This is a genomic window from Methylobacterium gnaphalii (assembly GCF_007992215.1).
Classification (GTDB): domain Bacteria; phylum Pseudomonadota; class Alphaproteobacteria; order Rhizobiales; family Beijerinckiaceae; genus Methylobacterium; species Methylobacterium gnaphalii.
Window position 1 is genome coordinate 141,936 of the sequence record NZ_BJZV01000006.1, and the last position, 19,893, is coordinate 161,828.

The 19,893-nt window shown below is 65.4% G+C and carries 21 protein-coding genes; 15 read left to right on the forward strand and 6 right to left on the reverse strand.

All coding sequences use genetic code 11. The features are described from left to right. Positions 1–52: 52 nt before the first annotated feature. Both MGN01_RS07545 and MGN01_RS07550 read left to right on the forward strand, forming a co-directional pair. Complete coding sequence (locus tag MGN01_RS07545; RefSeq protein ID WP_147045967.1) at positions 53–445, forward strand: response regulator; 393 nt, start codon at positions 53–55, stop codon at positions 443–445. Between the two features lie 369 nt (positions 446–814). Next, complete coding sequence (locus MGN01_RS07550) at positions 815–1,486, forward strand: MarR family winged helix-turn-helix transcriptional regulator (RefSeq protein ID WP_147045968.1); 672 nt, start codon at positions 815–817, stop codon at positions 1,484–1,486. Positions 1,487–1,624: 138 nt separating this feature from the next. Here the strand turns inward: MGN01_RS07550 and MGN01_RS07555 are convergent, their stop codons facing one another. Both MGN01_RS07555 and MGN01_RS07560 read right to left on the reverse strand, forming a co-directional pair. After that, positions 1,625–1,807, reverse strand: coding sequence for a hypothetical protein (locus tag MGN01_RS07555; RefSeq protein ID WP_147045969.1), 183 nt, complete (start codon positions 1,805–1,807; stop codon positions 1,625–1,627). 194 nt (positions 1,808–2,001) lie between these two features. After that, positions 2,002–2,268, reverse strand: a complete 267-nt coding sequence (locus MGN01_RS07560; protein ID WP_147045970.1) for a hypothetical protein — start codon at positions 2,266–2,268, stop codon at positions 2,002–2,004. Between the two features lie 362 nt (positions 2,269–2,630). Here MGN01_RS07560 and ileS point away from each other — a divergent pair, with 362 nt between their 5' ends. The 5 genes from ileS (at position 2,631) to MGN01_RS07585 (ending at position 9,967) form a co-directional block, all read left to right on the forward strand. Further along, the gene (gene ileS / locus MGN01_RS07565; protein ID WP_147045971.1) at positions 2,631–5,618 is read left to right on the forward strand and encodes an isoleucine--tRNA ligase; all 2,988 of its coding nucleotides are present in this window, start codon (positions 2,631–2,633) and stop codon (positions 5,616–5,618) included. A 73-nt stretch (positions 5,619–5,691) separates the two neighbouring features. Next, on the forward strand, positions 5,692–6,213 hold the full coding sequence (gene lspA, locus MGN01_RS07570) for a signal peptidase II (protein ID WP_147045972.1): 522 nt from the start codon (positions 5,692–5,694) through the stop codon (positions 6,211–6,213). A 123-nt stretch (positions 6,214–6,336) separates the two neighbouring features. Then, entirely contained in the window at positions 6,337–7,071 is a 735-nt protein-coding gene (locus MGN01_RS07575) for a hypothetical protein (RefSeq protein ID WP_147045973.1), read from the forward strand. Between the two features lie 177 nt (positions 7,072–7,248). Further along, entirely contained in the window at positions 7,249–8,625 is a 1,377-nt protein-coding gene (locus MGN01_RS07580) for a M16 family metallopeptidase (RefSeq protein WP_147045974.1), read from the forward strand. A 58-nt stretch (positions 8,626–8,683) separates the two neighbouring features. Next, positions 8,684–9,967 (forward strand): M16 family metallopeptidase, encoded by a 1,284-nt coding sequence (locus tag MGN01_RS07585; protein WP_147045975.1) that lies wholly within the window; start codon positions 8,684–8,686, stop codon positions 9,965–9,967. 90 nt (positions 9,968–10,057) lie between these two features. On the opposite strand, the gene MGN01_RS07590 is transcribed toward MGN01_RS07585, so the two are convergent. The 3 genes from MGN01_RS07590 to hemE form a co-directional block, all read right to left on the reverse strand. Then, positions 10,058–10,399: a lysozyme inhibitor LprI family protein gene (locus MGN01_RS07590; RefSeq protein ID WP_147046055.1), complete on the reverse strand. Its 342-nt coding sequence runs from the start codon at positions 10,397–10,399 to the stop codon at positions 10,058–10,060. Positions 10,400–10,438: 39 nt separating this feature from the next. Continuing rightward, positions 10,439–10,876, reverse strand: a complete 438-nt coding sequence (gene hemJ, locus MGN01_RS07595) for a protoporphyrinogen oxidase HemJ (protein WP_147045976.1) — start codon at positions 10,874–10,876, stop codon at positions 10,439–10,441. A gap of 84 nt (positions 10,877–10,960) precedes the next feature. Then, the gene (gene hemE / locus MGN01_RS07600) at positions 10,961–12,025 is read right to left on the reverse strand and encodes a uroporphyrinogen decarboxylase (RefSeq protein ID WP_147045977.1); all 1,065 of its coding nucleotides are present in this window, start codon (positions 12,023–12,025) and stop codon (positions 10,961–10,963) included. A gap of 499 nt (positions 12,026–12,524) precedes the next feature. On the opposite strand from hemE, the gene MGN01_RS07605 reads away from it, so the two are divergent. The 8 genes from MGN01_RS07605 to MGN01_RS07640 all read left to right on the forward strand — a co-directional run bounded on the left by MGN01_RS07605 (position 12,525) and on the right by MGN01_RS07640 (position 18,937). After that, positions 12,525–13,355, forward strand: a complete 831-nt coding sequence (locus MGN01_RS07605) for a pyruvate, water dikinase regulatory protein (protein WP_147045978.1) — start codon at positions 12,525–12,527, stop codon at positions 13,353–13,355. 8 nt (positions 13,356–13,363) lie between these two features. Further along, positions 13,364–13,990, forward strand: a complete 627-nt coding sequence (locus MGN01_RS07610; RefSeq protein WP_147045979.1) for a Maf family protein — start codon at positions 13,364–13,366, stop codon at positions 13,988–13,990. An 11-nt stretch (positions 13,991–14,001) separates the two neighbouring features. After that, positions 14,002–14,961 carry a cation diffusion facilitator family transporter gene (locus tag MGN01_RS07615; protein WP_147045980.1) on the forward strand — a complete coding sequence of 320 codons (960 nt, stop codon included), beginning with the start codon at positions 14,002–14,004 and terminating at the stop codon, positions 14,959–14,961. Beyond that, positions 14,961–15,794: a shikimate dehydrogenase gene (locus MGN01_RS07620; protein ID WP_174804570.1), complete on the forward strand. Its 834-nt coding sequence runs from the start codon at positions 14,961–14,963 to the stop codon at positions 15,792–15,794. The genes MGN01_RS07615 and MGN01_RS07620 overlap by 1 nt, the downstream gene beginning before the upstream one ends. Further along, positions 15,791–16,408 (forward strand): dephospho-CoA kinase, encoded by a 618-nt coding sequence (gene coaE / locus MGN01_RS07625; protein ID WP_147045982.1) that lies wholly within the window; start codon positions 15,791–15,793, stop codon positions 16,406–16,408. Before MGN01_RS07620 ends, coaE begins: the two co-directional genes overlap by 4 nt. Before the next feature lie 37 nt (positions 16,409–16,445). After that, on the forward strand, positions 16,446–17,180 hold the full coding sequence (gene dnaQ, locus MGN01_RS07630; RefSeq protein WP_147045983.1) for a DNA polymerase III subunit epsilon: 735 nt from the start codon (positions 16,446–16,448) through the stop codon (positions 17,178–17,180). An 87-nt stretch (positions 17,181–17,267) separates the two neighbouring features. Beyond that, positions 17,268–17,675: a ribbon-helix-helix domain-containing protein gene (locus MGN01_RS07635; protein WP_147045984.1), complete on the forward strand. Its 408-nt coding sequence runs from the start codon at positions 17,268–17,270 to the stop codon at positions 17,673–17,675. Positions 17,676–17,755: 80 nt separating this feature from the next. Beyond that, positions 17,756–18,937: an extracellular catalytic domain type 1 short-chain-length polyhydroxyalkanoate depolymerase gene (locus MGN01_RS07640; protein WP_147045985.1), complete on the forward strand. Its 1,182-nt coding sequence runs from the start codon at positions 17,756–17,758 to the stop codon at positions 18,935–18,937. An 87-nt stretch (positions 18,938–19,024) separates the two neighbouring features. Here MGN01_RS07640 and panC read toward each other — a convergent pair whose 3' ends face one another. Beyond that, positions 19,025–19,882, reverse strand: coding sequence for a pantoate--beta-alanine ligase (panC, locus tag MGN01_RS07645; RefSeq protein WP_147045986.1), 858 nt, complete (start codon positions 19,880–19,882; stop codon positions 19,025–19,027). Positions 19,883–19,893 lie beyond the last annotated feature (11 nt).

Consider the following 19,893-nt stretch of genomic DNA (forward strand, 5'->3'; position numbering starts at 1 on the left):
GAAGCGGCGCAAAGCCGCCTGATGGGTCTCGATTCAGCTCAGGAGTGACAGCGTGGCGAGCGACACGACGATTCCAGCAGACGATCGCCCCGTGATCCTCCTGGTAGAGGACGAGGCGCTGACCATCATGGATCTCGGTGACGTCCTTGAAGATGGTGGCTACGACACCGTCCAGTGCGCTTCCGCCGAGCGTGCACTCAGCATTCTCCAGGCCCGTCCCGACATCTGCGGCCTCGTCACCGATGTCGAGCTCTCAGGCCGCACCAACGGATTCGAGCTCGCCAACACAGTTTCCCAGGCCCGGCCGGAACTACCAATCCTGATCGTCTCAGGGCGTGCCGCCCCCGATCCAGACCGAATGCCGCAAGGTGCTCAGTTCATCGCTAGGCCCTGTGCCGGCGAAGATATTCTAGCCCGGCTCAAGAGTCTGATGCCGACCTGTTGATACGGTGTTCTCCGATCATCTCGGATATTTCATCATCAATACGGGCACAGCGAAACAAGCAGATCTGACGATCCAACGTTGCGGATTCTGTTCTAGATTGCTTCGCTGTGCATATAGCAATCGCAAAGCTCTCGGCTGCGGCGCCTTATTCTGAATTTTCTGGCAATCGATCGGGCTTGCTCTGCCGATGGCGTTGACTATAGCCCAACCATGCTAGGTTGAGTCTATGATGATGAGAGCAACAACAAAACAGAGCCGAATAAGCTTTACGTCATCTCATCGTCACGGTTAGGCTGGCAGAAGCTCCTCAATCGAGTGGTGCTGAGAGGCAAACCGCTCGCCTATCAGTCCATTCGGGGAGCATTGGCCATGTTGGCGAGCCATTTAGAGGCGGCAGACGCAGCCGTGACAACGGCGCCTGTGCAGCCACATGGCGGTCAATCCTCGGAGACGGGCAAGCGTGCTGTGAGCAAGAACGGCAAGCTAGCTAAACCGATGCGGCCGCCGGCCGCCAAGAGTGTCGGCTGGGCGCTCGTCCAGGCTGCCCGCCTCCATCGTGCCCGAGTCGGTGACCGGCTTGCGGCACTCGATCTCTTTGCCGGCCAGGAGCAGGTGGTCCAAGCGCTGGCCGTAGCCGGATCGATGACCATGGGCGACCTCGCCGCGACTCTGCGCGTGCGTCCGCCCACTGCCTCGAAGACCATCTCACGCCTCGCGGCCCTCGGCTTCGTTGAACGTCGCGCCGAAGCTGGCGACGGCCGCATCGTGCGTGTGCGCCTCACCGAAACCGGCATGGCCAAAGCAGCGGCAATCGAGAAGATTTGGGACGAGGTTGAGACCGAACTGCTTGACGATTTCGAGGGCAAGGAAAAGCGTCGGCTCCGCAAGCTCCTGCGCAAGGCGGCCGGAAACCTCGCCGATGCCGCAGGCGTCACCGGCCACGAAGTCGATCCGGAAACCGAAGCCGACCCGGATGACGAGGCCGAGGCCGAGACGTTGATCGGCCCCGTTGCCTCAGATGCGGTGGTACGCCCGGCCTAATTCATATGACTTCCAGGTGATCGCTACTTAGGCTTCACCGCATTGCGAACACAGCGAAGCAGAACCGACGCGCTGACAGTGCGGGTATCGTCCTCGATCGCTACTTCGTTGCCTCGCAATGATGACAGAAGCTTGGATTTAGTCGCGGCCGTCGGACTGGCGCGCTAGGCGCAGAGCCCGCAGTCGCTCCGTGCGATCGTCCAACGCCCGCCGGTCGGCCTCGATCTCTTCCCAGATCGCCGAAGCTCTCGCCTGCTGCTCGGCCGCCTTTGCAGCCTTGGTCTCGGCGCGATCGATGACGTGGCTCTGGTCGCGGGACATTCCGGCTCCTCTCCAGTTTCCAAGGGGGTAGCTAGAGCGTCATCCGGCGAAGGGGATACCGAGTCGCTCGAAAAAGCGCGTTGGGCCAGAAACCTGAAGCTGATCGCCGTCCTCTGCATGACAGAGAGAAGGCTGGTGCCCGTCTCGATTCATCGCGCCGGCAGCATCGAGCCGCCGGCGCGCTGCATCGACGCTCAGCGGTGGTGACGATGATGGTAGCCGCGATGGGAACGCATACGGGTGCGATAGGCGCGGCGGCCCGGATCGATGCCGAGAACGCCGTTGACGCCACCGACAGCACCGCCAACCGCACCACCCACGATGCCGCCCACCGGACCAGCCACGCGGTTGCCCTCGCGAGCACCACGGCTCATGCCACCAGGAACGCCCTGCGCTTCGGCAGCGCTCGACAGGGTCAGGGCCGACAGAGCCACCGTAGCAGCGAGGAGGAGGTGTTTCATGCGGATCTCTTTCGTGCTTCTCGTTGTATTCCGCTTCCAGGGTGCTCGTGGGCTCCCGGACTCGTGTGGTCTCAACGGCTAGGCTTGGCAAAAGTGCCATGGAAGACTGCGCATTCCCGGCTTCGTGATGAAGCGATCACACGCCGTTGTCTGCTGGCGTGAGGAGAACGGCGCTGCTAGAAGCGCCAAATGCTCGAGGCCCATGATCTGACGGGCGCGCTGTCGCGCCTTCGAATTACAGGCCCGGCCTCCGCCTGAGCGCCGCGCCTGACGCGCGGCCGGGCGCAGATGCCGGAACAGGTCCGCATGAGCGCCCCACGGCCCGCCTCCTGACACCGCACGAGACGAGCAAGACCAGACCGATGACCGAGTCCGCCAAACCTGCCGCGCCGGATGATGCCGGCCCGAGCCGCGACTATTCCAAGACGCTGTTCCTGCCCAAGACCGAGTTTCCGATGCGCGCCGGCTTGCCGACACGCGAGCCGCTGCTGCTGGAGCGCTGGGAGCGGAACGACCTCTACGGCCGCATCCGCCGCGAGTCCGCCGGGCGCCCGCGCTTCGTGCTGCACGATGGACCGCCCTATGCCAACGGCAACATCCATATCGGACACGCGCTCAACAAGATCCTCAAGGACGTCATTGTGCGCTCGCAGGGCGCTCTCGGGCACGATGCCGACTACGTGCCTGGCTGGGACTGCCATGGCCTGCCGATCGAGTGGAAGATCGAGGAGCAGTACCGTGCCAAGGGCAAGAACAAGGACGAGGTGCCGATCCTCGAATTCCGCCAGGAATGCAGGGCTTTCGCCGCCCAGTGGCTCGACGTGCAGCGTGAGGAATTCAAGCGGCTCGGCGTTACCGGCGACTGGGCGCATCCCTACTCGACAATGGCTTATCCGGCCGAGGCCCGCATCGCCTCCGAGTTGATGAAGTTCGCCGTCACAGGCCAGCTCTATCGCGGCTCGAAGCCGGTGATGTGGTCGGTGGTCGAGAAGACTGCTTTGGCCGAGGCGGAGATTGAGTACGAGGAGCATGTCAGCGACACGATCTTCGTCGCTTTCCGAATGCGTGATGGTGCTCCGGCCGAGTGGGCCGGTGCACGTATCGTGATCTGGACGACTACGCCCTGGACGATCCCTGGCAACCGCGCCGTCGCCTATTCCAAGCGCGTGGCCTATGGGCTCTACCGCGTTACGGCGGCTGCCGTGGATAACTGGGCCAAGGTTGGAGAGAGCTACCTGCTCGCCGATGCGCTTGCCGAGACAGTGTTCAAGGCTGCCCGCGTCGAGGCCTATGATCGTATTGCCGATGTCTCGCCGGACGCCTTCGCCGGGCTGACGCTTTCGCACCCGCTGAACGGCCACGTCGCCGGCTACGAGTTCGCTGTGCCGCTGCTCGAGGGCGATCACGTCACTGACGAGGCGGGTACCGGCTTCGTGCATACAGCACCGAGCCACGGCCGTGAGGACTTCGAGGTCTGGATGGCCAATGGCCGCCGACTGACGCAGGCCGGCATCGACACCCGCATTCCCTACACGGTCGACGCCGAGGGCGTTTACACCGACGAGGCTCCAGGCTTTACGGGCAAGCGCGTCCTCACCCACAAGGGCGAGAAGGGAGATGCCAACAAGGCCTTGATCGCAGCGTTGACTGAGGCTGGTTCCCTGATTGCCCGCGGCGTGTTGCGCCACCAATACCCGCATTCCTGGCGCTCGAAGAAACCCGTTATCTTCCGCAACACGCCGCAATGGTTCATTGCGATGGACAAGCCAGTGGATGCGCTCGGCAACCGTACGCTGCGAGAAGTCGCCTTCGAAGCGATCGAAGAAACGCAGTGGGTTCCGCCGCAGGGCAAGAACCGCATCAACGGTATGGTCGGCAACAAGCCGGACTGGGTGGTTTCACGGCAGCGCGCCTGGGGCGTGCCAATCACGGTTTTCGTCAAGAAGGGCACCAGCGAGGTGCTGCGCGATGAGCGGGTGAATGCTCGTATCGCCGAAGCCTTCGCGGCCGAGGGCGCCGATGCCTGGTTCTCAGATGCAGACGGCGCGCGTTTCCTCGCCCCAGATCATGATCCGGCGGACTACGAAAAAGTCACCGACGTCCTCGACGTCTGGTTCGATTCGGGCTCGACCCACGCCTTCGTGCTCGACGATCCGGAAGCCTTCCCGGGTCTCGCTGGCGTCAAGCGCGTGCGCGAGGGCGGCCGAGACCGTGTGATGTATCTGGAGGGTTCCGACCAGCATCGCGGCTGGTTCCAGTCCTCGCTGCTCGAATCCTGCGGCACGCAGGGCCATGCGCCCTACGACGTGGTGCTCACCCACGGCTTCGTTCTCGACCCCAAGGGCGAGAAGATGTCGAAGTCGAAGGGCAACGTCGTCGCGCCGCAGAGTGTGATCAAGGAATCGGGCGCCGACATCCTCCGGCTCTGGGTCGCTGCTTCTGACTATTCGGACGACCTCCGGATCGGGCCAGAGATCGTCAAGACCTTTGCCGAGACCTATCGCAAGCTGCGAAACTCCCTTCGCTGGATGCTCGGCTCGCTGGCTCATCGGGTTCCTGGGGATGATGTTTCGTTCGCCGAAATGCCGGAGCTGGAGCGGTTCATCCTACACCGGCTTGCTCAGCTCGACGGCGAGATCCGCGAGGCCTACGCGGCTTTCGACACCAAGCGGATCGTGGCACTGCTTAACGGCTTCATGACTGGCGATCTCTCGGCCTTCTACTTCGACGTGAGGAAGGACGCGCTCTACTGCGACCCGATCTCCTCCGTGACCCGCCGTGCTTCATTGCAGGTCATAGACGAGGCGTTCTGCCGCGTCGTGATCTGGTTGGCTCCGGTTCTTGCCTTCACGGCGGAAGAAGCCTGGCTGGACCGCTACCCCTCCGAAGACGGCTCGGTGCACCTCCAGACTCTGTCGGAAACCCCGGCCGCTTGGCGTGACGACGCGCTCGCCGCCCGTTGGCAGGAGATCCGCCGGGTCCGCCGCGTGGTTACCGGGGCACTCGAGATCGAGCGTGCCGCCAAGCGCATTGGTGCCAGCCTTGAGGCGGCTCCGCAGGTCTTCGTGTCGGATCCCGACCTGCTCAGTGCGCTCGATGGCGTGGACTTTGCCGAGATCTGCATCACCTCCGGCATTAGCGTCGGCGCCGGCGAGGGGCCTGCCGAGGCTTTCCGCCTTGATGACGTCAAGGGCGTCGCAGTCGTGCCCCAGCCCGCAGAGGGCCGGAAATGCGCCCGTTCCTGGCGCGTCTCACCCGATGTCGGCACGGACCCGGCCTATCCCGACGTGACCCCACGCGACGCGAGGGCATTGCGCGAGTGGGATGCAGCGCATCCGGGTGAGGCCTAATGCGAGGTCGTAACACCCGATCTTCTCCGGTCTGCCGGGGAAGGACAGCGGCTTCATCCTGCAGGATCCCGTCGTGACGCCTTTCCGCCTCGGCCTCGCCTCTGCCCTGGTCACGCTCGTTGCGGACCAGGTCTCGAAGCTAGGGCTCTATCTCGGCACCGACCTCGTGCTGACCCAGCCGTGGCGGGTTGCGCCTTTCATGGACTTCGTCGTGGTCTGGAATCGCGGCGTGTCCTACGGAATGTTCCAGCAGGAGGGCAACCTCGGCCGTTGGCTGCTGATCGGCCTTTCGACCTTAGCGGCACTGGCGCTCGGATTCTGGATGAGCCGGGCCTCCTCGCGCCTGCTCGCGGTGGCGCTCGGGCTGATCGTCGGAGGAGCGGTCGGCAATGCCATCGACCGTGCCGCGTTCGGCGCGGTGTTCGACTTCGTCCACCTGCATGCCGGCCAGTGGTCCTGGTACGTGTTCAACGTTGCCGACGCGGCAATCGTCGCCGGTGTCGTTGGCCTAATCCTCGACAGCCTCAGGCCCGAGCGTAAGGTGCATAGGGGAGCGCAACGCAGCCTGCCGGACACTCTCGATTCCAGCCGATGACGGTCGTAGGATCGACGACCGCCATACCTTCGCCCGAAAACCAGCCCACGGAATACCTTTCGGCGCCCGCGCATCGGATGCGATTCCCCATCAGCGCCGGAACGGCCGAAACTCGAGGGCAGAATGAGCGGGCAGCGCGGAATCCTCACGGTCTTCACGGCTAGTCTCGCTCTCAGTCTCCTCGCCGCTGCTCCGGCCCGTGCCGCCGAGGGCGAGTTCATGCGCGATGCCATGAGCAGCATCGGCCTGATCGAGCCGGAACGCCCACCCATTACCTACCGCGAGCGGGCGCCGCTGGTGATGCCGCCGGCTCTCGGCGCCCGTTCCGCCGCAAAGAAGCATCCGAAAGGCAAGGCCCTCGATACGACGAGCGCCGATCCGACATTGCCGCTTCCGCTTCCGACGCCGCAGGCACAGCAGGATGATCCGTCCTGGCCGAAAGATCCCGAAGTAACCCAGCGCGAGCGCGCCCGGAGCGAGGCGAATAAGCCGATCGTGCGCGGGGCGCAGGGGCGCATGAACGACAACAACGAAACGCTGTCGGCTGCCGAGATGAATCGCGGCCGCCGTGCCGGCGCAGGCCTGTCGAATGATCCGGCGCCCCGCCCGGGTGGTGAAGCTCGCGATTCGAGCTGGTTTGATCCCCTCGCCCTATTCGGCGGCAAGAAGGATGAGCTTCAGCCCTCTATCGTCGAGCCCGAGCGCGATGGTCTGACCGATCCGCCGACTGGCTACCGCAAGGCGCCGATCAAGACGGTGAAGACGCAGAACGGTCCAATGGGCGGTTCAATCAGTGGTAATGAAGAGGCCGATCCGCGCGCCTATATGCGCGAGCAGAGCCAGCAGAGCGGTTACTGACCCTCTCGCATTGCCTCTGCCCGTCCGAACCGTTCGGCAACCGAAGGTTCGGTTTTCATCACCCGTGAGGGTGGCCAAGAGGTCACACCCTGCGGTACGGGTCTTGCCCCGGTGAACGAACCTCGCGACAGTCCGGGACGCGATCTCTCAAAGACCAGACGCACGAAGGACGTCAGGATGTATCTCCCCCGGAAGGCCAACGCCCTGCTTGGGCCGGTGCGCGGCCACGCGCATGCCGGCCGCGTGGAGGCGGCGCCGTTCGGAGGCTCGGAGGCCGGCGGTCCCGACGTCTCGTCCTTCGTCCTCGACAACGGCCTCGACGTCGTGGTGGTCCCTGACCACCGCGTGCCCGTTGCCACCCATATGATCTGGTACCGCAACGGTTCGGCGGACGATCCGCTCGGCCAGTCGGGCATCGCGCACTTTCTCGAGCACCTGATGTTCAAGGGCACGGAGCGGCACCCGGCCGGAGCTTTCTCCAAGGCGGTCTCGTCGCTCGGTGGCCAGGAGAACGCCTTCACCAGCTACGACTACACCTCCTATTTCCAGCGCGTCGCCCGTGACCATCTCGCGGCCATGATGGAGTTCGAGGCCGACCGGATGAGCGGACTCGTCCTGTCCGACGAGGTGGTCGCGCCTGAACGCGACGTAGTGCTGGAAGAGCGTCGCATGCGGGTCGAGACCGATCCAAACGCCCAGCTCTCTGAGGCCATGGCCGCCTCGCTCTTCGTGCATCATCCCTACGGCATTCCGATCATCGGCTGGATGCACGAGATCGAAGAGCTGAACCGACACCACGCCATCGACTACTACAAGCGCTTCTACACGCCGGAGAACGCGATCCTGGTAGTGGCTGGCGATGTCACCTCCGACGAAGTACGCCGGCTCGCCGAGGGCACCTATGGCAAGGTCGCGCCCCATGGTGCCCGGCCGAAGCGTCATCGCGCCCGTGAACCCGAGCCAAAGGCCTTGCGTCGCGTCTCCGTTGCCGATCCGAAGGTCGAACAGCCGACCCTGCAGCGCCTCTATCTGACGCCATCCTGCGTCACCGCGCAGGGCGGCGAGTGTCACGCGCTCGAATTGCTGGCCGAGGTCATCGGTGGCGGCGCCACCTCCTACCTCTACCGCAGGCTGGTGCTGGAGACCTGCGTCGCGGTGAATGCCGGCGCCTGGTACATGGGCTCGGCCATCGACGACACCCGCTTCTCGGTCTACGCCGTGCCGGCCGAGGGTGTGAGCCTCGAACAGCTCGAGGACCATGTCGACCGTGCCTTGCGAGGTATCAGCGAGGCCCTGTCACCCGAGGCGATCGAGCGCGCCAAGACCCGGCTGGTCGCCGAGACGATCTATTCCTCCGACAGCCAGTCCTCGCTCGCGCGCATCTATGGCGCGGCACTCGCCATCGGCGAGAGCATCGACGAGGTTCGCCGCTGGCCCTCCGACATCGAGGCGGTGACGCGCGACCGGCTCTCTGCCGTCGCGGAGCGTTATCTCGTCCCGTCCCGTTCCGTCACCGGTTACCTGACCAACGACCGCGAACCGGCCGCCGCCTGACCTTGTTTCGCGCCTACGAGGCCGAACCCGTATCCGAGACGCCGAAGGACTGTTTCCGATGAACCTCGCCGAGACTGGCACCCGCACCGTGTCATCGCCCACCCAGGCGATGCCGGTAGCGGCCGCCCGCGGCATCGAGGCCTGGTACGTTCCCTCGCCCCTCGTCCCGATGATCGCCGTCGCCTTCACCTTCGAGGGCGGCGCTGCGCAGGATCCAGAGGGGAAGGCCGGTACCGCGCAGATGCTGGCTCGCCTCCTCGACGAGGGTGCCGGCGATCTCGGCTCGGACGCTTTTCAAGAAGCACTTGCCGCACGCGCCATCGAGCTGCACTTCCATGCTGGCCCCGATTCCATCGGCGGCTCGTTGAAAATGCTGGTCAAGCATGCCGACGAGGCGATCCGCCTTACGGCGCTCGCGCTGGCCGAGCCACAGCTCGACCCGATCGCGATCGAGCGCGTGCGCGCGCAGATGATCGCGAGCCTGCGCTACCAGCAGAACGATCCCGGCGTGATGGCCTCCCGGCGCTATTTCCGCGAGGCGTTTCCGGATCATCCCTACAGCCGGCCCTCGGCGGGTACGCTGGAGAGTCTCGCCGCGATCACCCGCGATGACTTGGTCGCCATGCACCGGTCCCTGATCGGCCGCGGTGGGCTCAAGGTTGCCGTGGTCGGTGCAGTGGAGGCCGAAGGCGTTGCCGCGATGCTGGAGAAAGCCTTCGGTGGCTTACCGGAGGCAGCCCCGCTGACGGCGGTTCCCCCCACGCATATCCACGATCTCGGCCGCCGCATCGTGGTGGATCTCGACGTGCCCCAGTCAGTGATCCGCTTCGGCCTCGGCGGTGTCGCCTGGCGCGATCCCGACTTCATCCCGGCCTATGTCCTCAACCATATCCTCGGTGGCGGGGCCTTCACCTCGCGCCTGTTCCAAGAGGTGCGCGAGAAGCGCGGCCTCGCCTACTCTGTCGGCACCTCGCTGACCTCGCACCGGGCGGTCGCCATGACCTGGGGCTACACGGCCACCAAGAACGAGCGTGTCGTAGAGGCACTCGACGTGATTGGCGACGAGATCGCCCGGCTGGTCCAAGATGGCCCTTCGGACGAGGAGTTGCAGAAGGCCAAGGATTACCTCACCGGCTCCTACGCATTGAGCTTCGACACCTCGACCAAGATCGCCAATCAACTCGTGCAGATCGCCTTCGAGGGTCTGGGCATGGACTACATTGCTCGCCGCAACGACATGGTCGCCGGTGTTACCCAGGCCGATATTCGCCGCGCCAGCGCCCGCACCTTCGCCGACGGCAAGATGCTGGTGGTAGCCGCAGGGCGGCCTGTCGGGCTTTGAGCCGCGCCAGGCTGAATTCCAACGCCGACGACAGTTCCGGGACCGCACACGGAGTGCGGCCCTGAATGACACTGTCCGGGACCAACCCGCCTATTGCGGACCCTGTTTGGCGAATTCTGAAAAGACGCCGCGTAGGACCTTGAGCCGGGTCTCGTAGGCCTGTCGCAGACATGCGATGTCGGCTGCGCAGGTCCGACGCTCCTTGAGCCAAGTCTCCTGATCGTCCTGCAGCTGGGCGCGATTTCCCATCGCCAGTAGGTCCTTCAGGATCTCGAAGCGCACGGCTAACTCGACGTCGCGGTCGTTGAGCGTGGGTGTCGCGCAGATCGCCTTCTCGTCCGCAGTCTCCGCCTTTTCGCAGGAGAAGCTCGCCGCATTGGCAACCGCTGGCCCGGCAAGCACGATTGCGGCAGCGAAGCCGAAACGGCGCATCATCGATGCAGTCCCCTTTTTACACGCGGGATAGCTGCCTCAGCCCCCCGGCTTCACGACGGCCAGAATGACGATGAGGATCATCAGGAGCGTTGGTACCTCGTTGACGACACGGTAGAACCGGCTGCCATGTCGATTCCGGTCGGCCGCGAAATCCTTGACCATTTTCGAGAGCCAGCCGTGGATTCCGCTCATCACCACAACGAGCAAGAATTTCAACTGCAACCAGTATGAGGTGTAGTAGCCGCTCTTCACAGCGAGCGTGACACCGAAGATCCAGGTCAGGATCATGGCGGGAGTCATGATCGCCTTGAGCAGCCGGCGCTCCATGATCTTGAAGGTCGCCGACTGCACCTCGGACCCTGCAGGCAAGCCGGCGTGATAGACGAAGAGGCGCGGCAGGTAGAGCATCGCCGCCATCCAGGCGATCAGCGAGACGATGTGACCGGCCTTGATCCAAAGGTAGAGATTGTCCACGGGCTCGGGAGGCTCCGGCTGAAGGGGCGGCTTAGTCGCTCGCCCTGTCCATAGCCCGCCTTGCCTCGGACCGTCGAGGGCGGCTCACGCCTCTCGTCTGAGCCGTGCCAGCATCTGCTCCACATGCGCGACCGGCGTCTGCGGCGTGATGCCGTGGCCAAGGTTGAAGATATGCGGCAGGCCTCGTGTCGCCTCTAGGATGGCATCGACCTCGGCGTCGAGCGCAGCGCCACCCGCGATCAACGTCTCCGGATGGAGATTGCCCTGCGTCACGGTCGTCTCCGGCAGCCGCGTACGCAAGGCGGCAAGGTCCACACCCCAATCGACGCCGACGGCGCTGGCATGGGTTTCCGGGACGACCCGAGCATGTCCATCGATGCCGGAACCACGGCAGAACACGATGATCTTCGCATCTGGAACGCGCGTCCTGACGCCCTCAATCATCCGTGCGATCGGCTGCAACGACCAGCGTGCCAAAGCATCACTGCCTTCTGGCAGGACGCCGGCATGGGATTCGAAGATCTGAACCGCATCTGCCCCGGCCTCGAACTGGCGGATGAGGTATTCCGTCTGCACGCGCACGAGCCGATCGATCAAAGCCTCCACGAGACTGGGATCGGCCGTGGCCAGTGCCCGCGCTGGGGCTAGATCGGGCGTGCCACGCCCACCGATCATGTAGCTCGCCACCGTCCACGGAGCTCCGCAGAAGCCGAGGAGCGTCGTCTCGTGTGGCAGCCCAGCCCGAATACGCGACACAGCCTCGAAGACCGGCGCGAGATGTGTGAAGATCGCAGGATCATCCACCTCCCGCAGGGCCTCGAATTCCGCTCGACCGGTGAGAGCATCGAGCCGAGGTCCTTCACCCACGACGAACCGCACACCTTGTCCCAGCGCGTGCGGAACAACGAGGATGTCGGAGAACAGGATTGAGGCCTCAAACCCAAAGCGGCGAATAGGCTGTAAGGTCACCTCCGTGGCGAAAGCGGGATTGTAGCAGAGGTCGAGGAAAGAACCGGCCTGGGCGCGGGTCTCGCGATATTCGGGCAGGTAGCGTCCGGCCTGACGCATCATCCAGGCGGGTGGCGGCGAGATCGCCTCGCCCGACAGCACGCGTAGGACCTTGCGGTCCTCCGTTCTCACCCCAACCATCACCCGTTCCGATCCTGTCCTCTTTGTAGCGCCAAGCATACAGCCAGGCTTTCCCGCGGGAAGCCTGATCGTTCAGGCTCGAGGCCTGCCATTCCCACACAGGCCCTTTTCTAAAGAGAAAAGAGACTCTTAGACTCTGTTTCTTCTCTTGGAGGCTGAGTCATGGGTTCGCAAATCCATCCACAGGCCGTCCCCATCGCCACGCCGTTAAGAGGGTTTTAACGGATCAGCTCTACTCTGATGCAATCGCAAGCCGTGTCAGCGGTTTGTATGGACATCACGGCCGTTCCGTGCCGAACGGTCCCGGATTCTCCCATTTCGGCGTCGCCACGAGTCCGACTCGACGGATTGTTGACACGGGAGTCGACAAGACATCCCTTGCGCTGGCTGGACCGCCACAGGAAGCCGGCTTATCCCCATTCGTCGACTCCCCAGTGCCAAGCCTGGGGACAAACCGTTCGAGCATGTCGAGCTCGTTTGCGGGAAAAGCGAATTCGCCATGGGCCGCAGCTACTTCCACCTTCATCTCGTGTCGGATTCGACGGGCGAGACGTTGATCAATGTCGGGCGCGCGGCGGCGGCTCAGTATGAAGGTGTCTCGGCCATCGAGCATGTCTACCCGCTGGTTCGGTCACGGGCGCAGCTCGAGCGCGTGGTCTCTGAGATCCAGGCGGCGCCCGGTCTCGTCCTCTACACCCTTGTCGACGACGAGTTGACGTCACGCCTCGCAGAGGCCTGCCGCGAGACCGGATCGCCGACGCTCAACGTGCTGCAACCGGTGCACGCGCTATTGCGCTCCTATCTTGGAGCGAATTCGACCGCTCGCCCGGGCGCGCAGCACATGTTGAACGCGGAGTATTTCAAGCGCATCGACGCGATGAACTTCACGCTCGCGCATGATGACGGAAACCTGCCGCCGGATATCGACGAGGCCGACGTGGTACTTGTCGGCGTGAGCCGGACCTCGAAAACGCCGACATCGATCTATCTGGCAAATCGCGGCCTCAAGACCGCGAATTTCCCGCTCGTCCCTTCGATGCCATTGCCGTCGGCGCTTGCCGAGACACGGAAACCCCTGGTGGTGGGACTGATCGCGTCTCCCGAACGCATCGTCCATATCCGCCAGAACCGCCTCTTGAGCCTGAAGGCCGACGACAACTCGATGTATGTCGATCGCGATGCGGTCGCCGACGAAATCGCAGCGTCCCGGCGGCTCTGTGCCAAGCAGCGCTGGCCGACGATCGACGTGACGCGCCGGTCGATCGAGGAGACTGCGGCCGCCATCCTCGATCTCTATCGCGAGCATCGATTGAAGTTCATCGCGACGTGAACGGATCGATGGCGGAGTATCAGACAGGGCTCTGGCTTGCCGAAGCACCTCTCATCCTGGCTTCAGGCAGTCGAACGCGGGCCGAACTTCTGGCCAGTGCCGGACTTGCTGCACAAATCGTCAGGCCTTCGGTCGATGAGCGAGCCATCGAGACCGAAGCGCAGGGTTTGAGTCCGTCTGATCTCGCCCGTCGTCTTGCGCAAGCAAAGGCGAGAGAGGTTGCAGAACGGCATCCGGGTCGCATGACGATCGGCGCCGACCAGGTCCTGGATCTCGACGGAGAGGTTTTTCACAAGCCGGCCGATTTAGGTGAAGCTCGGACACACCTGAGCCGGTTGCGGGGGCGAACCCATGCCCTGCATTCCGCGGTTGCCATCGTTGGCGATGGGATCGGCGAAGTCTTTCATGAGACGGCGCATCTCACCATGCGCGCTCTCGGTGCGGAGGCGATCGAGGCCTATCTGGCCTTGGCGGGAGAGGATCGGGTGACGTCGAGCGTCGGTGGCTACCAGCTCGAAGGGCCCGGGATTCACCTGTTTGAGCGGGTTGAGGGAGACCATTCGACGGTGCTCGGCCTGCCGTTGATCCCGCTGCTCGCCAGGCTGCGAGCGATGGGTCTCCTGGCGATCGCATGACGGGATTCGGAATGCCGGGCCACGCACACGACGAACATGGTCACCATGATGATCACGGACATCATGGCCATGGACCGGCAGGGCATAGCCACGCGCCAAGGGATTTCGGCAAGGCCTTCGCCATCGGGATCGCGCTGAATCTCGGATTCGTCGTCATCGAAGCCGGCTATGGAATCCTGAGCAACTCGATGGCGCTCGTGGCCGATGCTGGCCACAACCTGTCCGACGTGCTCGGCCTCGCTGCGGCCTGGGTCGCCTCGGTCCTGGTGAAACGGCGGCCGAGCGCGCGCTTCACCTACGGCTTGCGGGGATCCTCCATCCTCGCGGCCCTGTTCAACGCGGTGTTCCTGCTGATCGCCACCGGTGCGATCATCCTGGAGGCGGTGCAGCGGTTCCTTTCACCGGCACCGGTTGCCGGGACGACCGTCATGGTCGTTGCGGGGATCGGCATCGCGATCAACGGATTCACGGCCTGGCTGTTCGCCTCCGGGGGCCGGAGCGACATCAATATCCGCGGGGCCTACCTGCACATGATGGCGGATGCCGTCGTGTCGCTGGGCGTGGTGCTGTCCGGCCTCGTCATCCTCGCCACCGGCCTCGACTGGATCGACCCGCTGGTGAGCCTCGTCATCGCCCTGTTGATCATCTGGAGCACCTGGGGGCTCCTGCGCGACAGCCTCGGCATGGCCCTGTCCGCGGTACCGCCCGGGATCGATCCTGCCGCGGTTCGCGCAGCCCTCGAGAATCGCCCTGGGGTCGATACCCTGCATGACCTCCATATCTGGTCGATGAGCACCACCGAGACCGCTCTGACGGCCCACCTCGTCACCCGGCACGAAGCCCTGGCGGACGATTTCCTTCGCGAGACGGCGCGGGAGCTACGTGAGAAGTTCGGCATCGCCCATGCGACGCTGCAGATCGAGCGGCCCGGCATCGCCGATTGTACCCTGCCGGCGGAATGCGAGGCGTGATGCGCAAGGCTTTTGTCGTCGGCCACCCCATTGCCCATTCACGCTCGCCCCTGATCCATGGGCAATGGCTGCGGGATCTCGGGATTGCGGGCTCCTACGAGCGCATCGATGTGCCACCCGAAGACTTCGCGGCCTTCGTGCGCGGGTTGGCGCAGGCCGGTTTCGCCGGCGGCAACGTGACCATCCCCCATAAGGAAGCAGCTTTTCAGCTGGCGGACAGCCTCACCGCGCGTGCGAAAAAGATCGGCGCGGTGAACACGCTTGTGGTCCGCGAGGACGGCATCCTCGGCGACAACACCGATGCGCCCGGTTTCATCGCCCATCTCGATCAGTCGCTCGGCCCCGACTGGCTGCCGCGTTCCGGCGGAACGGCGGTGGTTCTTGGCGCCGGTGGCGCCGCGCGCGCGGTCGTCACCGGGCTGGCCGAGCACGGGATCAACCGGATCCTCGTCGCCAACCGAAGCCCGGAGCGTGCCCGCGCCCTCACCGCAATCGAGCCCGAGCGCATCGAACCCATCGATTGGAGCGCCTTGCCGAAGGAGCTCGCGAGGGCCGGCCTTCTCGTCAACACCACCTCGCTCGGCATGACGGGCCATCCGCCGCTCGACCTCGATCTCGACGCCCTGCCGGCGACGGCAGCGGTGGCGGATATCGTCTATGCTCCGCTCGAGACACCGCTTCTCTCTGCCGCCCGCGCACGGGGACTCCTAGTCGTCGACGGCCTCGGCATGCTCCTCCACCAGGCCGTGCCGGGTTTCGAGGCCTGGTTCGGCGTCCGCCCGCAGGTGACGTCGCAGTTGCGCGACCTGATCGTGGCCGATCTCACGCGATGAGCGAGCCGGACCGCGACCGACCCCGGGTCGTGCTGGGCCTCACCGGCTCGATCGGCATGGGAAAATCCGCGACAGCTGGCCTTTTCGCCAAGCATGGCGTGCCGGTTCATGACGCGGACGCGGCGGTTCACCGCCTCTACGCCCCCGGCGGAGCGGCAGCCGAGGCGATCGGGCAGGCCTTCCCCGGAAGCCTGGGCCCCGACAGTGGCGTCGACCGCGAGCGGCTTCGACAGATCGTGCTCGGCCGGCCGGAGGCGCTCCAGAGGCTGGAGGCCCTGGTGCATCCTCTGGTCAGGGACGAGAATCGTGCCTTCCTCAAACGGCACGCGGGGGCGCCCCTCGCGGTTCTCGATATCCCGCTCCTGTTCGAGACCGGGGCCGAGACGCGCTGCGATGCGGTCCTCGTCGTCAGCGCCCCGCCGGAGGTCCAGCGTGCCCGTGTCCTCGCTCGCCCGGGCATGACGGAGGCAGCCTTCGAGGCGATCCTCGCCAAGCAGATGCCGGATGCCGAGAAGCGTGCCCGGGCCGATGCCGTGATCGACACCAGCCTCGGCTTCGCTCATGCGGAGGCCGAAATCGTCGCCCTCATCGCGCGGCTGACGGATTCAGGCTAGGGTCGTCCCGTCAGCCTCTCACACGAAAATCCGAAACATGCTGCGCGAGATCGTCCTCGATACCGAGACCACCGGCACGGATGCGAAGGGGGGCGACCGGCTGATCGAGATCGGCTGCGTCGAGCTGATCAACCACATTCGCACCGGCAAGACCTTCCACCGCTTCGTGAATCCCCAGCGGCCGGTCTCGGAGGGCGCGTTTGCGGTGCACGGTCTGTCCGACGCGTTCCTCGCCGACAAGCCGGTCTTCGCCGACATCGTCGACGCCCTGCTCGAATTCTGCGGCGATGCGCGCCTGGTGATCCACAACGCGGCCTTCGACGTCGGCTTCCTCAACATGGAATTTGCCCGGCTCAAGCCGTCGGCGCCTCCGCCGATCGTCCTGGAGGACGTGGTCGATACGCTGGCGCTGGCCCGGCGCCGGCATCCGGGCGCGGCCAACAACCTCGATGCCCTGTGCAGTCGCTACGGGATCGACAACACCAAGCGCACCAAGCACGGGGCCCTGCTCGACGCCGAGATCTTGGCGGAGGTCTATATCGAGCTCCTCGGCGGCAAGCAGACGAGCCTCGGACTGGCGGCGGTGGCGGCTGGCGCAGCGGACTCCGATGGCCGGACCGCGGATAGACCGGACGAGCCCATCGTTCTTCCCGTCCGCACGATGCGCAACCGGCTCACCGAGAGCGAGCGTGAACGCCACGCGGCCTTCATCGGCACGCTCGGGGGAAGCGTGATCTGGCGCGAGTATCTCGGCGAGGACAGTGGAGCCTAGACGGGCTCGCGCCGCCCCACCGCTCATCTTGCACTGCAGCAAAGACCCTCCATATACCATCCATATGGATGGTGAGGGGCTGAGTGGATGCGGCAGGCGTTGTCGAAACCGAGCGATACCGAGAAGATCACGATCAATCTCGGCTATGTCGATCTCGGGCATATCGATCTGCTGGTCTCGGAAGGCGTCTATGCCAACCGCAGCGATTTCATTCGCACGGCGATCCGCAATCAGGCCGAGCGCCATGCCGACCTGACCCGGCAGTCGATGGCCCGCAAGAGCGTCGAGCTCGGCTTGAGGCACTATCGGCGGTCCGAGCTCGAAAGCCTGTTCGCCGCAGGCGAGACGATCGACATCCGCGTCCTCGGCCTTGCGGTCATCGAAGCGGACGTACCCGCGGATCTTGCCCGCGCGACGATCGGCTCCGTTGAGGTGCTCGGCAGCCTCCAAGCCAGTCCGGCAGTCCGCGAGGCGCTGGCCGACCGCCTGCGCTGACCCCCCTCGATGTCTCCCTTTTTCCTCCCGACGCGAGGCGCCCTGCGCTGCGGCGGCTGGCTTTTACGGAAAGCGATCCGATGACCGAACGTGGCTTCAAGATGCCGAACCTCGCCAACCTGGCGGAGGCAAGCCGGCTCATTCGCGATGGACGATTCAACGAAGCGTCGGCGCTGGTCCAGCGCGGCCTGTCCGGTGAGCCGGAACGCGCGGGCGCTACACGATCGAGGACGGCGCAGGCCGATCGTCACGCCGCGATCCTGCCCGAGCGCCTCCGCGAGGGTCTCGGGCAATTGCTGCGCGGCCTGCGCGAGTCTCCCCTTGCCAAGGGACTGAAGGGGTTCGAGTTTCACGGCCTGCAACCGGAACCCGAGGGTCGTCGGGACGAGCGCTTCGTCCCGCGCCATTTCAGCAACGCGGCCGGCGCCCGTGACTACAAGCTGTTCATCCCCACCGGCCATGCCGGACGGCGCCCCCTGGTGGTGATGCTGCATGGCTGCACGCAGTCGCCTGACGATTTCGCGGCCGGCACGCGCATGAACGAGCTGGCCCAGCAGGACGGGCTTTACGTCGCCTATCCGGGCCAGACCCGCGGCGCCAACGCGCAGAAATGCTGGAACTGGTTCGAGACGCGCGACCAGGGCCGCGAGCGCGGCGAGGCCGGGATCATCGCCGGGCTGACGCGGGCGATCATTGCCGAGCATCCGATCGATCCGGCGCGGGTCTACATTGCCGGCCTGTCGGCGGGCGGGGCCGCGGCGGTCAACATCGCGCGGGCCTATCCGGATGTGTTCGCCGGGGTTGGCGTCCATTCAGGCCTGGCGGCAGGCTGCGCCCGCGACCTGTCATCGGCGCTGATGGCAATGCGGGCCGGCGCCCCGGGCGCCGAATTGCCCGGCGGCAGCTCGGGTTTCGGCACGGCGCAGGCCGCTCGTGTCCCCACCATCGTCTTCCACGGTGCCAGCGACACGACGGTGAATCCGCGCAACGGCGAGGAAGTTCTGGCTCAAGCCGGTGTCAGTGGCCTGTCGCCGAGCCGCGAGAGCGGGACGAAGCCCGGCGGCCATCGCTACACGCGCACGCTCTATCGGGACGCGGGTGGCCTGGTGCAGGCAGAGTCCTGGCAGGTCGACGGGTCCGGTCATGCCTGGTCCGGCGGCAGCCCCTCCGGCAGCTACACCGATCCCCTCGGACCCGACGCCTCGCGCGCCATGCTCGACTTTTTCGCGCAGCACAGGCTCGGCGATAGCCGGCAGCCGTGACCTCGCTCGTCCCGCCCGAACCCTCATCCTGAGGCGCCCACGTCAGCGGGCCCTGAAGGAGGGCACGGATCGGATCCGCAGGCCCGTTCAGGCCCGCGGCAGGACGGCGACGTTGTCGATCAGCCGGGTCGTGCCGAGATAGGCCGCCGTCAGGAGGCGGGCAGGGCGCTCGACCCCGGCGACAGGGGCAAGGGTCTCGCTGTCGCGCAGTTCGAGATACTGTACCGGCCCGAAACCCGCGGCGTTCAAGGCCGCGATGCCGTCGGCGAGAAGCGGAGCCGCCGCGCGCCCGTCGGCGAGTTGCTGGGCGGTCTCGGCCAGAACGGCATGGAGGCGCGGGGCGATGCTGCGCTCGGCTTCGCTGAGATAGCGGTTGCGCGAGGACAGGGCGAGGCCGTCCGGCTCGCGGATCGTCGGCATCCCGGCGATCGCGACGGGCAGGTCGAGGTCGCGCGTTACCCGCCGGATCACCTGCAACTGCTGGAAATCCTTCTCGCCGAACAGGGCGATGTCGGCCCGGGACTGGTTGATCAGCTTCGTCACCACCGTGGCGACGCCCGAGAAATGACCGGGCCTGACTTCTCCGCACAGGCCCTCCGAGGGCCCGCCCGGTTCGATGCGGCTGGAGAAGCCCGGCGGGTACATCGTCTCGGGACTCGGCAGGTAGGCCGCGTCGGCCCCGGCCTGCGCCAGCGCGGCGAGATCGGCCTCGATGGTGCGCGGATAGCGCGAAAAATCCTCCGTCGGTCCGAACTGGGTCGGGTTCACGAAGATGCTCGCCACCACGCGCTCGCCCAGCGTGCGGGCATGGGCGACGAGGGCGCAATGGCCCTCGTGCAGCGCCCCCATGGTCGGCACCAGCACGATCCGCTCGCCCTGGCCGTGCCAGGCGCCGGCCTGGTCGCGCAGGGCGGCGACGGTCTCGAAGACGGGCAAAGGGTGCAAGGCGGCGGGCT

What these genes read in the sequence shown, in the direction of transcription:
- MGN01_RS07550 (WP_147045968.1), top strand. Translation starts at nt 815, where the DNA reads ATGTTGGCGAGCCATTTAGAGGCGGCAGACGCAGCCGTGACAACGGCG.
- MGN01_RS07555 (WP_147045969.1), bottom strand. Translation starts at nt 1,807, where the DNA reads ATGTCCCGCGACCAGAGCCACGTCATCGATCGCGCCGAGACCAAGGCT.
- MGN01_RS07560 (WP_147045970.1), bottom strand. Translation starts at nt 2,268, where the DNA reads ATGAAACACCTCCTCCTCGCTGCTACGGTGGCTCTGTCGGCCCTGACC.
- ileS (WP_147045971.1), top strand. Translation starts at nt 2,631, where the DNA reads ATGACCGAGTCCGCCAAACCTGCCGCGCCGGATGATGCCGGCCCGAGC.
- MGN01_RS07575 (WP_147045973.1), top strand. Translation starts at nt 6,337, where the DNA reads ATGAGCGGGCAGCGCGGAATCCTCACGGTCTTCACGGCTAGTCTCGCT.
- MGN01_RS07580 (WP_147045974.1), top strand. Translation starts at nt 7,249, where the DNA reads ATGTATCTCCCCCGGAAGGCCAACGCCCTGCTTGGGCCGGTGCGCGGC.
- MGN01_RS07585 (WP_147045975.1), top strand. Translation starts at nt 8,684, where the DNA reads ATGAACCTCGCCGAGACTGGCACCCGCACCGTGTCATCGCCCACCCAG.
- MGN01_RS07590 (WP_147046055.1), bottom strand. Translation starts at nt 10,399, where the DNA reads ATGCGCCGTTTCGGCTTCGCTGCCGCAATCGTGCTTGCCGGGCCAGCG.
- hemE (WP_147045977.1), bottom strand. Translation starts at nt 12,025, where the DNA reads ATGGTTGGGGTGAGAACGGAGGACCGCAAGGTCCTACGCGTGCTGTCG.
- MGN01_RS07605 (WP_147045978.1), top strand. Translation starts at nt 12,525, where the DNA reads ATGGGCCGCAGCTACTTCCACCTTCATCTCGTGTCGGATTCGACGGGC.
- MGN01_RS07610 (WP_147045979.1), top strand. Translation starts at nt 13,364, where the DNA reads ATGGCGGAGTATCAGACAGGGCTCTGGCTTGCCGAAGCACCTCTCATC.
- MGN01_RS07615 (WP_147045980.1), top strand. Translation starts at nt 14,002, where the DNA reads ATGCCGGGCCACGCACACGACGAACATGGTCACCATGATGATCACGGA.
- MGN01_RS07620 (WP_174804570.1), top strand. Translation starts at nt 14,961, where the DNA reads ATGCGCAAGGCTTTTGTCGTCGGCCACCCCATTGCCCATTCACGCTCG.
- coaE (WP_147045982.1), top strand. Translation starts at nt 15,791, where the DNA reads ATGAGCGAGCCGGACCGCGACCGACCCCGGGTCGTGCTGGGCCTCACC.
- dnaQ (WP_147045983.1), top strand. Translation starts at nt 16,446, where the DNA reads ATGCTGCGCGAGATCGTCCTCGATACCGAGACCACCGGCACGGATGCG.
- MGN01_RS07635 (WP_147045984.1), top strand. Translation starts at nt 17,268, where the DNA reads ATGCGGCAGGCGTTGTCGAAACCGAGCGATACCGAGAAGATCACGATC.
- MGN01_RS07640 (WP_147045985.1), top strand. Translation starts at nt 17,756, where the DNA reads ATGACCGAACGTGGCTTCAAGATGCCGAACCTCGCCAACCTGGCGGAG.